Origin of the sequence: Rubripirellula tenax, from assembly GCF_007860125.1 — a bacterium.
Taxonomy (GTDB): Bacteria; Planctomycetota; Planctomycetia; order Pirellulales; family Pirellulaceae; genus Rubripirellula; species Rubripirellula tenax.
Genome location: NZ_SJPW01000004.1, coordinates 773,656 through 787,427 on the forward strand (window position 1 = coordinate 773,656; position 13,772 = coordinate 787,427).

17 protein-coding genes are annotated in these 13,772 nt (G+C 57.3%); 5 read left to right on the forward strand and 12 right to left on the reverse strand.

Translation table 11 applies throughout. The features are described from left to right. Window positions 1-45 precede the first annotated feature (45 nt). On the reverse strand, window positions 46-1,380 hold the full coding sequence (locus Poly51_RS17640; RefSeq protein ID WP_146459068.1) for a glycosyltransferase family 25 protein: 1,335 nt from the start codon (window positions 1,378-1,380) through the stop codon (window positions 46-48). Between the two features lie 13 nt (window positions 1,381-1,393). Further along, window positions 1,394-1,966, reverse strand: coding sequence for a hypothetical protein (locus tag Poly51_RS17645; protein WP_146459069.1), 573 nt, complete (start codon window positions 1,964-1,966; stop codon window positions 1,394-1,396). On the opposite strand from Poly51_RS17645, the gene Poly51_RS17650 reads away from it, so the two are divergent. From Poly51_RS17650 to Poly51_RS17670, 5 genes are all read left to right on the forward strand, one after another. Then, on the forward strand, window positions 1,958-2,251 hold the full coding sequence (locus tag Poly51_RS17650; RefSeq protein WP_146459070.1) for a hypothetical protein: 294 nt from the start codon (window positions 1,958-1,960) through the stop codon (window positions 2,249-2,251). The genes Poly51_RS17645 and Poly51_RS17650 overlap by 9 nt on opposite strands. Beyond that, the gene (locus Poly51_RS17655) at window positions 2,252-2,611 is read left to right on the forward strand and encodes a hypothetical protein (RefSeq protein ID WP_146459071.1); all 360 of its coding nucleotides are present in this window, start codon (window positions 2,252-2,254) and stop codon (window positions 2,609-2,611) included. Window positions 2,612-2,635: 24 nt separating this feature from the next. Continuing rightward, complete coding sequence (locus tag Poly51_RS17660; protein WP_146459072.1) at window positions 2,636-3,346, forward strand: hypothetical protein; 711 nt, start codon at window positions 2,636-2,638, stop codon at window positions 3,344-3,346. Window positions 3,347-3,580: 234 nt separating this feature from the next. Then, window positions 3,581-4,063: a hypothetical protein gene (locus tag Poly51_RS17665; protein WP_146459073.1), complete on the forward strand. Its 483-nt coding sequence runs from the start codon at window positions 3,581-3,583 to the stop codon at window positions 4,061-4,063. Window positions 4,064-4,185: 122 nt separating this feature from the next. Then, window positions 4,186-4,791 (forward strand): hypothetical protein, encoded by a 606-nt coding sequence (locus tag Poly51_RS17670; protein ID WP_146459074.1) that lies wholly within the window; start codon window positions 4,186-4,188, stop codon window positions 4,789-4,791. Between the two features lie 203 nt (window positions 4,792-4,994). Here Poly51_RS17670 and Poly51_RS17675 read toward each other — a convergent pair whose 3' ends face one another. From Poly51_RS17675 to Poly51_RS17720, 10 genes are all read right to left on the reverse strand, one after another. Next, window positions 4,995-5,786 carry a hypothetical protein gene (locus tag Poly51_RS17675; RefSeq protein WP_146459075.1) on the reverse strand — a complete coding sequence of 264 codons (792 nt, stop codon included), beginning with the start codon at window positions 5,784-5,786 and terminating at the stop codon, window positions 4,995-4,997. Then, a complete protein-coding gene (locus Poly51_RS17680; RefSeq protein ID WP_146459076.1) occupies window positions 5,786-9,322 on the reverse strand; it encodes a phage tail tape measure protein in 3,537 nt (1,178 codons plus the stop codon). Before Poly51_RS17680 ends, Poly51_RS17675 begins: the two co-directional genes overlap by 1 nt. A gap of 250 nt (window positions 9,323-9,572) precedes the next feature. Continuing rightward, a complete protein-coding gene (locus tag Poly51_RS17685) occupies window positions 9,573-10,073 on the reverse strand; it encodes a hypothetical protein (protein WP_146459077.1) in 501 nt (166 codons plus the stop codon). Window positions 10,074-10,100: 27 nt separating this feature from the next. Next, a complete protein-coding gene (locus Poly51_RS17690; protein WP_146459078.1) occupies window positions 10,101-10,514 on the reverse strand; it encodes a hypothetical protein in 414 nt (137 codons plus the stop codon). 27 nt (window positions 10,515-10,541) lie between these two features. Further along, the gene (locus tag Poly51_RS17695; protein ID WP_146459079.1) at window positions 10,542-11,099 is read right to left on the reverse strand and encodes a hypothetical protein; all 558 of its coding nucleotides are present in this window, start codon (window positions 11,097-11,099) and stop codon (window positions 10,542-10,544) included. Beyond that, a complete protein-coding gene (locus Poly51_RS17700; protein ID WP_146406574.1) occupies window positions 11,096-11,539 on the reverse strand; it encodes a hypothetical protein in 444 nt (147 codons plus the stop codon). Before Poly51_RS17700 ends, Poly51_RS17695 begins: the two co-directional genes overlap by 4 nt. Beyond that, window positions 11,536-11,988 (reverse strand): hypothetical protein, encoded by a 453-nt coding sequence (locus Poly51_RS17705; RefSeq protein ID WP_186775630.1) that lies wholly within the window; start codon window positions 11,986-11,988, stop codon window positions 11,536-11,538. The genes Poly51_RS17700 and Poly51_RS17705 overlap by 4 nt, the downstream gene beginning before the upstream one ends. Then, window positions 11,913-12,203 (reverse strand): hypothetical protein, encoded by a 291-nt coding sequence (locus Poly51_RS17710; RefSeq protein WP_146459081.1) that lies wholly within the window; start codon window positions 12,201-12,203, stop codon window positions 11,913-11,915. Before Poly51_RS17710 ends, Poly51_RS17705 begins: the two co-directional genes overlap by 76 nt. A gap of 4 nt (window positions 12,204-12,207) precedes the next feature. Beyond that, entirely contained in the window at window positions 12,208-13,161 is a 954-nt protein-coding gene (locus tag Poly51_RS17715) for a hypothetical protein (RefSeq protein ID WP_146459082.1), read from the reverse strand. Continuing rightward, window positions 13,158-13,763, reverse strand: a complete 606-nt coding sequence (locus Poly51_RS17720) for a hypothetical protein (RefSeq protein WP_146459083.1) — start codon at window positions 13,761-13,763, stop codon at window positions 13,158-13,160. The genes Poly51_RS17715 and Poly51_RS17720 overlap by 4 nt, the downstream gene beginning before the upstream one ends. Window positions 13,764-13,772 lie beyond the last annotated feature (9 nt).

The window sequence follows — 13,772 nt, forward strand, 5'->3', positions numbered from 1 at the left end:
GCTTGCTCGCAGTTTTAGCGGAGGAAGTTTTTGCGTTTATGTTGTTCACCCAAACTTCCGGAGATCAGGATTGACGTGTTCGATCGCCGACTGGATTTCATCCGGAGTCGGCGTGATGCCAAGGAACTCGATCAGATTGCCGATCACTTCCTCGGGATACGTCACCAACTCGGCGAACTCAATCCGGAACACCGGCACGTTCGGATGGTCCGCGATGAAGTTGTCTCGGTGGTCGCGGAGACTGCGTTGCAGATCCTCGCACTCCTCATCGTTTGCCGCGAACCATTGGCCACGATGTTTTTCGCTGCGATTCCGCAGCGAACGAATGGACGCTTCGATGTCTCGTTCGACGGAGATGATTCGTAGCGAATCGCCGAGCCCGGCGTGCAGATGACTCACGAAGCGACAGAGGTGCGGATACTTCGCTCCCGAAACCGTTTTATCCCGGTTGGCTTCTGATTTGCGACTGACAATCCACGACTTGAGCATTTGGGTCAGTTGGTCGTCGCTGACATTGGGGTCCGTCGCCGGGAAACGCATCACCTTTTCGCATAGCTGTGCCAGCCCGACTGCCTCGCCGCCTCCGGTCGCCTCGTAGCCACCAAGCTGGTTCCCCATGTGGACGCCCAGGTGGTGCATGACCATCGCGACGCATGACGTGCCGGCGCGGTGCGGGCCGAGGACGGCAAAGAACGGTGCGTCGGAGTGATCCGCGTTTTTGGCATCGTTGAAGAACCGCGTTTGACTCCATTTTCGACCGCAGATGTTGGACTTTGTCGGCAGTTGACCAACGAGCCAGCGATCGGGCGTGTAAACCGCGATGGATTCCTTTTGGATGTTCTTTCCTTGCACGAGTGCTTGGTAGCGACGCTGGATCAATCGACCGAGGTGATGGTCGATGTGATGCTTGGTGTGCCAATCGTTCCAAGTGAGATGGCGATACAGTGTCTTCATTGCTTCGCGTCCGCGCACCATGAACGCGTGCGTGCGGTTCACGTTGTACGGACGATAGACGTGTTCGCTGACTTTGTGCGGTGGGTTTTTGCCGGCATAGAGGTGTTGGCCGCCGAGATACGCCATGCCCCAGTCGGCTGGCAACTCAGAGATAAATTCCTGTAACCGCTCGCAGAAGTCGTCGCCGAATCCCGCGTCGTCTTCAAAGACAACATACGAGTCGATGTGTTCGAGTAGGCACTTTTCGAGAATCAACAAGTGTGATCGGTAACACCCCCACGCTCCGTTGCCTGCTCGCCACTGCGGGGGCGTGGCCACGCGGCGGCCGTCGATCGCGGCGAACCGTTCGGGTTCGGGGAACGGCCAGGGATCGGGAAGCTGCCGCATCCACTCTTGCATTCGATCATCGCGGCGATCGAGGTTCATCAGGAAGCAGCGTTCAACGATCGAATTCGTCCTCCGGATCGTCTTGGTCTGGTTCGGGTGCCCCTTCGGGGAACTTTCTCTCGTACTTGCGGATGGCAGTGCTGACGAGACTGCGGGCGACTTTTGCTGTAAACCTTCCATGCGGGAGTCCTCTTGCTTGGGCTTCTTCGAGTAACCAATCGACGATCGTGTCAATGTTTCGGCGGCAACCTTCGGCACCCCAGTCGTTCATCGTGTCGACGCGGGTTTCGCAGTTGCATGTTTCGCTCGGCTTTGCAAACCAAGCGATCATCTTCTTGAGTTCGTTGCCGGGGCCGGGCCGGTAGCTGCTCATTTTCAGCGTCGCCGGCATCGGGTCTTCGTCCGGCAGGTAGTTGCGAAGCAGAGCTTCCAACTCGGTGATGTCTTGTTTGCGTCGCTTCTTGTTGACCAATGCCATGCCGATGGTGACGACGTTGATCGCGCACGGGTTGTCGTTGGTCTGGCACGCGTTACAGGCGGTCGGCGTGGTTTGCACACGACAGCCAGCGAGTTGGCATGCAACCTCGCATTGGTTGTCGGGCGTTAAGTGAGGGCAATGCATCATGCTGTCATCCCCGCTACCGCTCCATCGAACGAACCGGACGAACTAGGTGGATCGCCGGGGTCTTCACAATCGCTGCTCACTAGTTCCCAACCGCACGACCAAATCCAGGTGCTGTTGCAAGGCTCACTCGATCCGCTGCTGTCTTCGGAAGGTTCCTCGGTTGAATCGCTTTCACTCGGACGGTCGGAGCCGTCGCTGCTATCGGACGCACTTTCGCTGGGGCGGTCGGAACCGTCGCTGGGTGGGTCTGGCTCGGATGTTGAGTCGTTGCTTTCGGATGGTTGATTGCTGTCGCTTCCAGATGAATCACCAACACTCGGGTCGTCGCTTTCACTGGGCCGATCGCTATCTGAGCCTTCCGATCCCGAGTTGCTAGTCGACCTTGAAGTTGAATCGGAACCAGAGACACTTGATGACGTCGGAACACTGGTCGAGTCATCGCTTCGCGAGTCACTGCCAGAATCCGATGTGCTCGTTGATCGTGAATCAGAGGCCGATCCGCTTCCGCTATCTGATTCGGATGCACTTACGCTGCCTGATCCTGAATCACTGCCTGAATCTGATCCGCTGCCTGATGCAGAACCACTTTGGCTCCCGCTGGCGGAGGCACTGTCCGAGTACGATGCCGACGCACTCGCTGAGTAGCTTTGCGAGTCCGAACTGCGGTCGATGCTTGATTCACTTTGGGATTCGCTTCCCGATTCGCTGGCTGATGGCGACGTCGAGTCGGATTGCGACTGGGATTCCGATGCGGACTCACTTGATACGGAATCGCTTTCGCTACTCGTTGACGAATTCCAACTAAACGAGGGCACGCTCTCCGAGTCTGACTCGCTTCGTGATTCACTTTCGGATGTGCTCGATTCGGACTGGCTCGATTCTGAAGTCGATGATTCGCTGGTTGATGATTCACTCTCGGACGCCGATGACTGCGAACTGCTGACGGACGGCGTGCTGGTTGATTCGCTTGATTGCGAGGTGGACGAATCGCTCGACGAACCGGAATCGCTCGATTGTGAGTTGCTCGACGACGAATCACTCGCCGACAAACTGGACGCGGACACGCTTGGCAGGCTGATCGACGTACTGGAATCGCTCGATTCGCTTGTCGATGAGTCGCTGGACTGGGAATCGGACGAACTGTCTGACGAATCACTCGATGCGGACGACGATCCTGCGGAGCTTGATGATCCGCTGAGGCTGGGCAGACTGGTCGATGTACTCGAGTCACTGTTGGATGAATCGCTCGATTGTGAGTTTGACGAGCTGTCCGACGAATCACTCGATGCCGACGAGGAACCGTCAGAACTGGATGAACCACTGATGCTCGGTAGACTCTTCGATGTGCTCGACTCGCTGTTGGATGAATCGCTTGACTGAGAATTCGACGAACTGCCTGACGAACCGCTCGATGAAGACGAGGAACCGTCGGAACTGGATGAACTGCTTACGCTCGGCAGACTTGTCGATTTGCTCGAATCGCTGCTGTCCGAGGAATCGCTCGATTGACTACTGCTGACGCTGCTTGATGAGGACGTTGAACTGTCGCTTGAATCGCTGCTGCTGGATGCGGACGAACTAAGAGAAGAACCGCTACTGTCGGATGACGAGGAGTTGGAGGATGAATCGCTACTTGATGATGACTTCGATGACGATGACGAACTGCCGGAACTGCTGCTCGATGACGAACCACTGCTTGATGAGGACGATGGGCTGCCGGACGACGAGGAAGACGACCCGCTACTCGACGAACTAGAACCAGAGGAACTGCTGCTGGATGACGACGGGGAACTGCTGGAACTCGACGACATGCTCGATGAGCTTGAACCGCTCATGCTCGAACTACTCGACGAGCCACTGCTACTTGATGGGCTACCCGATGACGAGGATGAAGATGACGAGGGCGACGACGAAGAACTGCTGGACGATGAATCGCTACTAGAACTGCTGCTGGAACCTGAACTCGACGAACTGCTGGAGCTTGATGAACTGCTCGAACTGCTGCTGCCATCGCAGCAGCGGCAACCGATCGTCAAGTACGCCGACGTGTCTTCGTGGAAATGGCAGACGATCTGTTGGCTGGCCAGCAACGCGTAATCGCACACGTTGTAAACCGAGACGGCAGGGCCAATCGGTTTCCATCCGCCATCAAAACGTAGCTCGCGAGCCGTTCCCCATGACTTTGCTTTGATTCGTTTCGATGGCTTGCATAGAAGCGTTTGTTTTGGCGGGTCGATCACCCAGGATCGCTGGCCGTCGAACTGCACTTCCAAGTATTGTTTCGGCGAATCAGCGATCGGACCGCGAATACGCTGTGCCGAATGATTCCGAGCGGTAATTCGTACTGTGTCGCCAGCCGGATCCGTAACCGCTTCGATCTCGCCGGCTTTGTCGATGTGATGAAGGTCGCAGTCCGCGCTACCCGTCCGCATCCCTCGGCGGCCAGCGATCCCACCAATCGGAACCTCGACAAGGTAAACCGGATCAGCGGGTCGGCCGACCCGAACGACTGCCCATTGGTCACCGAGTTGGTTGAGGTCGCGTCGCCACAGAATCTGTGCCGATCCATCTGGTTTCGATTGCAGCGTGTCACCGGCCGATTCGCCAACGTCTGCAAACTTGTGCCAAGTTTTGACGACGTTGACTCGCGCGGCCACGACGCCATCGAACACCACGCGGCCGACCTTGTCTTCCGCGATCGGTTCGATGGCGACCCCAACGCGACCTGTGTGATCGTCTTCTGTCGGACGCACGCACTCAATTGTCGCATCGCGAACGAAGCGGGCCAGTTCCATTGGGCCGACGGTCGGATCGGTCAGCGGTGACTCGAAGCCGACAATTCCGCCGATCGGAACTGTGTTTGCCGACAGGTTATGAACGCGAACGGTTGCGGCGTTTCGCAAATGCGTGCGAGGGCCACCGCCGCCCGGCAGTCGGTTGCGATGCGCGGCTTCGGCAGCAACAAGCAATCGGTTGTATTCAGCGGCGGTGATCGCAAACTGATCGCCTGGTTTCACGCGTCGGGTCATTAACTGATCCCCAACACGTTGAAGTTTCCTCCGTGATAGACCTGTTCGACGTACGCTGCCTCAGGAACTTGCAGCACACGGTCTCCGACCACCTTCTCGCCGTGTTTGACCCACAAGTAGTCCCAACCCTGCTTGCTGATCCCGGTGATGTTTCCAACCGTCATCGAGAACTCGTTCGGTCGAGCGGCGAAGTGGTAGGTCACGTCGACCCAGTTCTGCTCGTCCTCGCCACCCTCGCCTCCGAGAAACAACGCTTCGCCGGGAGCGAAGATCGACCACGGTGACGAGTTCACTCGGCCGGTCATCGAGACCATCGCAAGCAGATAGCCCGTTGAAACGAACTCAAACTTCTTACGAACCGAGAACTCAAACGCGGGGACCGTGATGTCGACGCCGGAAACTCCAGAATCACTGACTCCGATCGCTCCGTGATAGACGGGGGCTGCGATTCCCGGCGCGGAGTAGATGCCCCGAGTCTGTAGCGATTGATTCAGATGGGTTGTCGCTCCGGTCGTACTGAACGAAACCGGATCGAGCTTGGCTTTGTTGATCGTTACGCTGACCAGAGCGTGCTTCTGGTTGATGAACTCCGAGTCGATTTGCAGATACGGGATCAATTCCTTGTGATTTGCCTTGTAGTATTGATACAGAGCACTCGAAGCAGCAGCCGGATCAACAGCCCCGCCATTCGTCGCGACGTAAGAAGTGAAATCGGAGTGCGATTTCCCACGCGACGCCTTTTCGGTGAGAGCCGCGACCTCGAATGTGTATCCACCAGAGGAGATTGACATCAGCTAAACACCATCCCTCCCGACTGCGAACGCTCAACAAGGCGTCGAGTGTTCTCAGCGGTTTGAATGATTGCCCGTTTCATGTCCTCGCTGAATTCGCCACCTGACATCGCCGGCAGTTGCAACTGCGACGTGCTATTGGCGATCGCGGAGTCAAAGGCTGCTAGGGATCGGCCAACGGAAGCGAACGCTTCGGTGATCGCGGCAACATCCAATGTCGGCGAGGTTTCGAGATCAGTCGAACTGTCCAAATACAGCGGCTCAGACTGACCGCTAGCTTCTGGTAAGTCGACCGTCGCATCGCTTTCCTGAACGACTAGCGGCTCGAACGATTGCGAATCGCTTTGCACCGAGACATTCGGCGGGCCTTGCGCCGGCGACTCGATGTTGATCGGTTGATTGCGGATCGCGACCGAGGGCGAACTGACGTCTGGTACAGCGATCCGTGGCAAGGTGACATCGGGCGTGTCCAACGCAGGAACGTTGACGTCAGGTGACTGAACATTCGGCGAGGCGATAATCGGATCGCTCGCAGCATTCACGACGACATCCGGTGCCGGCACGATCGGTGCGTCCTCCGCCACGACCTCGACGTTCGGAGCATTGACAACAATGTCGGCTACGTCGTTTCCTGGATCGTCGAGCGGTTTTGGTTCGTCAGGTTGTTCGGGCTGCAGCTTCAATTGTGGCGCGACAATGACTTCGATGGGATCATTCTGTGCCGCAATTGGATCAAGTATTTTGAGCGGTTCAGGAGCTTGTTGCGGAATCGTCGACGCTCCACTGCCGAGCCCCAATCCCCTCGCATCAAAATTGCCGGCGACTTCGGTTCGATCAGTTTCGGGACCGTTTGCGAACTGGTCCATCGCCGCTTGCGCGTCAGGGTTCAGCTCGAGACGCAGATCTTTCGCATTGGGCGGTTGCAACTCGGGATCGTCGATTCCGGGGAGATCGACCTTGGGGATATCGACTGCGCCGGGCTCAGGCATCTTGGGCGGAGCGACTGGTGGTTCCGGCGGGGCAGCGTCTTCAGGTTTCGGCTCCGCGTCCGAGGGCGCAGTTGCATTGTTGGCTCGTTCCACCGCAGCATCGAACTCGGCCTGTGCGGTTGCGATTTGCTCGTCTCGTTCCTTATCGCGATCTTCAGCGGTTGGCCGACCTGCTTCGCGCGCCGCTTTCGCTTCCGCTCGCATCTGATCGAGCGTGCGTTGCACTCCGACGGTCGTGTCGTCGATGATTTGTTGACGATTCGACTGCGCCGCATCGTTTTCGCTGAACTGTTGTTCCTTGGATTGGTCGACAACTGCATTCTTCGCATCGGTCTCGTCGTCGATCGCCCGCATGTCGGCGTCGATGTCCGTACCTTCGCGAGCCTTGCGGCGTGCCTCGAGTTGTGAAGCGATGCCTTTCTGCATCTCAACCCGGTTGGCCTCGATCTGCTCCTTTCGTTTGGATCGGCGGCGCTGACGCTCGATGATCGCTTGTTGCCGTTGTTGCTCTTCAGCGGCATCGGCCGCTCGAGTGTCAGCGTCGATCTTCGCCATTTCGACATCGACGTTGATGTCGTCGTCGAACAGAGCTTTGAGTTTGATCCACGCCTTTTTGAGGAACCCCACGGTCGAGTTCCACATCGACTTCACTTGACCAACGAACACGGTCCATGTGTCGGCAAGGTAATCGACGGTTTCAACCCAAGCGTTCTCGACGCCGGCCAATGCGTTGATGAGCACTCCGCCGATCTGTACCGACACGTCGCCCGCAATGTCAACGAGTTCGTGAAGTTTGAGGAATCCTTTCTTGAGAAACCCAATTGTGTTGTTCCAACCTTTCTGTACGGCGGACGTGAGGATCGTCCAACCGTCCGCCATAAAGCCGAGCGTACTGTTCCAAACGCCAGCCAGCCCAGACAAGGCACCAATCAGAACATCCCCGATCGCGTAGGCGGAGTCGGCCCACACGTCAGAGATATACTGAGTGAAGTCCGCCCAGACGCCTTTGATGTAGGTCGTGCCTTTGACCCACTGGAGTTTCAAATACGTCCACAACACATCGGTGGCCGCAGTGATGTCACCAGCGGCGAGTGCATTGGCAATCGCACCGAATGCGGCGAGCGTGTCGGCTTTGAGTGTTTCAAATAGACCTTTGAGATACTCGACCGCCTGGCCGGCGATACCAGTCGAATATAGAAAGTATCCACCGAGCGCGGCGACCGCTGCGACAACAAGGCCAAGCGGGGTGAAAAGCAGTCCGACCGCCGAGACGATGACGCCGATTGCACCGCCGATGAATGAGAAGATCGTTGCAAGGCCGCCAACCGCGAATGATGCAACAGCGGCGAACGAACCGAGAGCGAATAATGCCGCGCCGATCGTGAAGATCGCGATCGCACTCGTAGCGGCAATCTTGACGATCTTCTGGTTCTTGTTGATCCACTCGATCAAGCCGGACGCGGCGCGACTGAAGGCTTGCACCATCGTGGTGACGCTGCCTTCCAGCGATTCACCAATGGCGATCGCGACTCCCTCGATGGAAGACTTCAGGATTCGGAACGCTCCGCCGAGTCCGCCTTCCATTTCCTCAGCAGTCTTGCCGGCGATGCCGCCGGCCTTTTGAAGCTCGGCATACAACTCGCGGGTATCGGCCACGCTCTTGCCGATCGAGCTGGCCGCGGTGATGCCGAGCAGTCCGAACACCTCGTTCAATTTCTCAGCCTTGTCGGCCGTTCCCATTTTCTCGGTCGCAGCGGCGACTTCGCCAAGGATGTCAACGAGCGATCGGGCGTTGCCCTTGGCATCCTTGGTCGTGACGCCGAACGTGGTCTTGAATTTCTCGCTTTCGGCCGCACTGATCGTCAGAAGGCGGCGCATCGCGTTACCGGCCGACGATCCTTGGATGCCCATATTGCCGAGCGTACCAAGGATCGCGAGCGTCTCTTCGAGGCTCATGTTGGCATCGGCGGCGACGGGGCCGGCGTAAGACAAGGCCTCGCCGAGAGATTCCACCGTGTTGAACGACTTGTTGGCTGCAGCGGTCAGGCCGTCGGCCACTCGCGTCGCTTCGCCGGCTTCCATCCCGAACTGGCGAATAGTGGCTGCCATGATGCCGGAGGCCTGTGTGGCATCGGTACCGGTGGCGCGGGCCATGTTCATCACGGCGGCTGTCATCTTCTCGATCTGGTCCGGTTTGAATCCGGCGCGACCGAGTTCGGTCATCAATGACGCGACTTCGCTCGCGGAGTAACTGGTGGTTGCTCCGAGGTGCTTTGCCGTGTTGCGAAGCGACTCAAGCTGCGATCCCGTTGCCTGCGTGATCGCAGCGACGCCACGCATGGCATCGTCGAAGTTGGAGAAGATCGCGACACTGCCGGCCAGTGGTGTGGCCGCGGCCACGCCGAGTCCCATAAGTTTGGTGCCGAGCAAACGCGTTGAAGCACCGAACGATTCCAACCGCTTCTGAGCGGACCGCAGACCTTTTACGAACGCGGAATCCTTGGTCAGCAGTTCGACGTAGGCGGATCCGGCTCGGACTTGGGACATGTGTCAGAAGTTTGAAGTGAGACGGGTGAAGGGTGAAATACTGCGCCGAGCAGATGGGCGACCTGTTCAACAGTGGCTTTCACCGGAACAGAACGAGTGACCGTGTAGGGATTGAAGTCATCCGGTTTGAACGGTTTTCGTCGACGTTTGCGATCGCGATTGATCTCGGCCGTCAGTGCCATCACGCTGCTGGCAATGTGCCAGTCGTGTTGGCGTTTCGCTTCGGCCATCTGGACGAGTTGCCTTAGCGTCAGTGGTCCGGGGTCGACTCCGATGATGCCGGCGAGTCGGATGATGAGTCGCTCGATGTCGGCACTGCGAGCTTGCGTTCCAGGTCCTCCACAATCCGGTCCACCAGATTCGGATCGTCCAGCCGTTTCTCGATCGCTGCCAAGCCCCGCGTCTCGATCATCTTCTGTTTGTCGGCCGCCTTCCGCAGAAGACGGCGACGGGACTCCGGGAAGTAAGCGACCAACGCATCCACCAGTGCCTTGCACGCTTCGTCGATCGAGTCACCCGCTAGACCCTCGGCGAACGCTTCGTCGTCAACGTCCTGTTGGTCGGCTTGTGGTTTGCAGATCGCGAACAACACATCTCCCAGCAGCAACGGATCGCTGGAAAGTCGCGTGACCAAATCTCCGTCGATCGCGTCGAGCAATCGCACGTCGGTGAGTGCTTTTACGCGGCGCAGTGTCGTGTTGTCGATGTCGACGATCCAAACGCGACCGCGGCGATCAATGAATTTCTGCATAAGCTTGCGATTCCGTTCGGAGGATGATTATGGAGTGCCGCCGCCGACGTTCATACCGCCGCCGGTTGACGATTGTGTGGGTTTCAAAGTGACGTCAGCGGAAACGACTTCTTCAAGGTTTTGATTGACATTGAAGTTCATGACCTCACAGGTGAGCGTCAGCGAGCCGCCGGCATCCGTGATGCCAACGTCACAGGGCGTGCCACTGCTCCAAAGTCCTTGCAGCATCGCGAATGAGGTGTCACCGTTCTTGTTCAATACGGTGAACTCGATCGACGCGTCTTTCAACGTACCGACTGTGGCTCGCCAGCCGTTGTTTGCACGCGTGCTTGCGTCGGCTTCGGCCTTTTCGAGATTGACCGTCAGGTCCTTGACGTTCGTGATCTCGGCACCATCGATCGTCAGGACGGCATCGAGACCGAGTTTGACTTCTGCTGACATGTTTCGATTCCATCCGTGGTCGAGAGACTATTTCACCGAGTCACGCCAGAACTTTGGGAGGCGAGCTTGGTTGGCAATGAGGGCAGGTTTCATGAACGGTCGTGCGGGATAGCGGCGTGGTTTGCTGGCACCGCGGCGCTCGTTTTCTTGTTCGATCAGTCGTGTGGCTCGGCTAGCTTGGGCGATGGTGAGCAGTTTGATGCGGGCAAACTTCCCAGGTTGCTTCGCACGGATCGGCCCAAACTCACCGACACGAAACCGATGTCGCTTCAGCTTGCGTCGTTTGGTGACAACGCCACCGAATTCATGGAGGTTCCACAGTCGGCCAGCGATCTCGTTGACCGGGCCAATGATTGCTTCGCCGCGATCGCGATTGACTTCGTAGCGAAGCACACGACGCAGCATTCCGGTCGGCGAACTGGGCGGCGATCCTGGGTTGGATGGTTTTTTGCGTTTGCGTATGGATCGTTTTGCCGTCATTCGGATGGTGCCGGCGGCATGATTCATGCTTTTGAAAGTCGCTTGGTTGACCTTCTTTTTCAGTTGGCCCGGTGTGAATTGCACGCGAGCCCTGATGTGCATCATTTTGCGAGCTCAAACGTCAATGTCAGCAGACTCGTGAATTGATTGAACTGGGTCCAATGCTCAGAAGAGTACAGGACTGAATTCTCGACCTTGACGCAGCGGGCTGCAACGAACGAATTGAGTCGTTTGAGCCGGAAGTAATCGGCCAGTTCCTCGACGAAGAACACCAATGGGTCAATTTCCTTGGCATCGCCCTTGCTGAACTTCTTCTGAACTGCGACGTCGATGGTTGCGTGATACTTGTTCGATGCTCGATCGAGCGGCAAGTACTCAACCTCGCGAGGCACCACGGTGACTCGCAGTTCCTTCATGTCTTCGAGATCGAAGTTGGGAACGTAGAGGCGCTGGGCCGAAAGGTTTGTCTTGCTGAAGTCGCCGGCGTTGATTTCCGCGACGACGCTTTCGGCAATCTGAATGACGGTTGCGGGCGTTGCTGTCATGTGATCGTGTCAACCAGTTTGGTGTGAATGCGGAGTTTGACGCGGAAGGGATCGCTGTATCGCCACGGCGGTTCGTTGCCGATTGACATCAGTTCGTAAACGAATGTCGTGTCGCCATCGGTTTCCAGGATGCGATCGCCGCGGCGAGGCCAGGTGCCGATGGCGGATTGCAGCAAGTCTTTCGTGTTAATCAGAAAGTCGCGGACTTGAGCACGAGTGATGACGCCGTCGCCGTCGTCCTGTTCGTACTCCGATTTGCCAATTGTGGCGGATAACTCGACGGAGACATCGTCACGCTGATACACCACGTCTCGCGAGGCATGCTTGGTCAGTTTCTCCGCTAACCAAGACTGCCCACGGTGCAGCATGTCGGTCACGATTTGCGTGCCGCGGGTTTCGCTGGGGCTTTTAAGAGCGTCGATGCCTTGTCGCTCAACTCGTCTAGCCACGCTTCGTTCGATCGGCGTTGATACTCGCTGGCGATCGCTTCGGATTCCTCCTGCAATTGCTGCTCACGCAGATTGACTGGCTGCGGGGGCGAATGGAACGGATTGATTACGCTGGCTGATTGAGCACCATCCTTGTCGCGTTTCTTCGACGGCAACAAGGCGACGGCGATCAACAGCAGCACAACCACGGTTGCGATTCCGGTTAGTAACGTCATTGGTTCACATGCCTCGCTTGATGAGAATGAATCCGAGTAGAAAGACGGCCAACACGATCATCGCGATCGTTGCCAGTTCGCCTGCCGATGCCCAAAGCAAGGCATTACGAGTTTCGTTTGCCCTGTCGAACAACAGATCGCGAGGACTGTCACGATCTCGGTCGCGATCGAACGGCCGCCAATTGTCGGATGGCTCAACGGGACAGTAACCGTCAGGACAATCCTCGGAGTTGAGTTGCAATTTTGGGGAGATCGCGTCGTCCCACGAATAGCCTCGCGTTTTCAGTGCGCCGGTTTTCTGGGCCTGCCGAGTCTGTTGATAGAGTTGGTATCCCTGGCGAAGATCGGCGTAGAGTTCGGCCGCAGTGGCGGGCAGCATGGCTCGGCCCGCGGCGTGAACGTGTCCGCCAGTGTTGTCTTGAAACAGCACGACGGGAAACTGTTCGACAGGGACGATGCTCGCGAACCTGGTTTGATAGAGTGAATTGCCAGACGTGTAGACTTGGAAATCACAGTCGTTTCGCAGCTTGTATAACTTCGGGTCGCGATTAAACCAATCAAGCAGTTGCTTGCTCTTGGAATCACCGCCGATGAACAAAGCAATTTGATACTTCTTCGTCGTTGGCTGAGGCTGGGGTGCAGCAATCGGCAATGAAGGTTGAGGTGCGATTGCCGGCGAATAAATCGTCGTCGGTTCGCATGTCGGGCAGATCGAAACTGACTGCTGTTTGATTTCGCCTTGAGCACTTAGATTCACTGACTGGGGCTCGTCAAACTTCTCGATCCTGCCAACGCGTGGAGCGGGCGAAACGGCATTGGGTACATTCCATGTGTCGTCTTCCGGTTGCGTGGTCGGACATGGTCGCAATGCCGTGAACACTCCACCAAGCAACAGCGCGTGGATGATTGCCAGCGTGACCAGACCCACGCTCAATCGAATCCGAATTCCATCGTTCATTGAATCACCTCATAACTTCGATAGGGCAAGGAGCTGGCCGGGTCGTCGAGGACCGTGAGTGCGAATCCGCCATAGCCAGCCCAAAGGCGAACGAATTGTTCGCGTGGCGTGAATTCAAACCGGCCGGGATAGTTGTTGTCGAGAATCGCCGCGTATTGCCGGCCGTCGCGATTGACCCAGCCGACGAAGGTGCAACAGTGGGCTGGTTTCCACCACAGAATCGCTCCGCGCCGAGTCGCAGTCGCCCAATCGAGGAATCGCGGATCGGCTTTGACGGTGTAGCTGTAGTCGATGTCGGCAGCGTCGAGTCGGCTTCGCAATCGCGAGTCCCATTCGCCGTCGCTGTAAGTGGCACGCCAGCGTTCCCCGAGTTCATACTCGTTCAGCCAACGCAAGTGATTGACGAGCGAAGCGTGAACGCAGCTGCCCTGATTGAGCCTGCCAGTCCAATTGCGTTGATGCAATTTGTTGGGCAAGTTCGCGGCGGGTTGCTCCGGCGCGGGGGCCGGGAGCGGTCGCACCTGAACAGGTTGCTCGGGCAAACAGCCGCTTGCTAGACACAGGACGCACGCGGCGATGATGGCTCGCAATGTTGCGTTCATGCAGTGAGT

Bases quoted from the DNA above. Each gene is read 5' to 3' on its own strand.
- Poly51_RS17660 (WP_146459072.1), top strand. From the start codon at position 2,636: ATGCTTGATTCACTTTGGGATTCGCTTCCCGATTCGCTGGCTGATGGC.
- Poly51_RS17690 (WP_146459078.1), bottom strand. From the start codon at position 10,514: ATGTCAGCAGAAGTCAAACTCGGTCTCGATGCCGTCCTGACGATCGAT.
- Poly51_RS17640 (WP_146459068.1), bottom strand. From the start codon at position 1,380: ATGAACCTCGATCGCCGCGATGATCGAATGCAAGAGTGGATGCGGCAG.
- Poly51_RS17685 (WP_146459077.1), bottom strand. From the start codon at position 10,073: ATGCAGAAATTCATTGATCGCCGCGGTCGCGTTTGGATCGTCGACATC.
- Poly51_RS17700 (WP_146406574.1), bottom strand. From the start codon at position 11,539: ATGACAGCAACGCCCGCAACCGTCATTCAGATTGCCGAAAGCGTCGTC.
- Poly51_RS17650 (WP_146459070.1), top strand. From the start codon at position 1,958: ATGCATCATGCTGTCATCCCCGCTACCGCTCCATCGAACGAACCGGAC.
- Poly51_RS17710 (WP_146459081.1), bottom strand. From the start codon at position 12,203: ATGACGTTACTAACCGGAATCGCAACCGTGGTTGTGCTGCTGTTGATC.
- Poly51_RS17715 (WP_146459082.1), bottom strand. From the start codon at position 13,161: ATGAACGATGGAATTCGGATTCGATTGAGCGTGGGTCTGGTCACGCTG.
- Poly51_RS17695 (WP_146459079.1), bottom strand. From the start codon at position 11,099: ATGATGCACATCAGGGCTCGCGTGCAATTCACACCGGGCCAACTGAAA.
- Poly51_RS17680 (WP_146459076.1), bottom strand. From the start codon at position 9,322: ATGTCCCAAGTCCGAGCCGGATCCGCCTACGTCGAACTGCTGACCAAG.
- Poly51_RS17645 (WP_146459069.1), bottom strand. From the start codon at position 1,966: ATGATGCATTGCCCTCACTTAACGCCCGACAACCAATGCGAGGTTGCA.
- Poly51_RS17675 (WP_146459075.1), bottom strand. From the start codon at position 5,786: ATGTCAATCTCCTCTGGTGGATACACATTCGAGGTCGCGGCTCTCACC.
- Poly51_RS17720 (WP_146459083.1), bottom strand. From the start codon at position 13,763: ATGAACGCAACATTGCGAGCCATCATCGCCGCGTGCGTCCTGTGTCTA.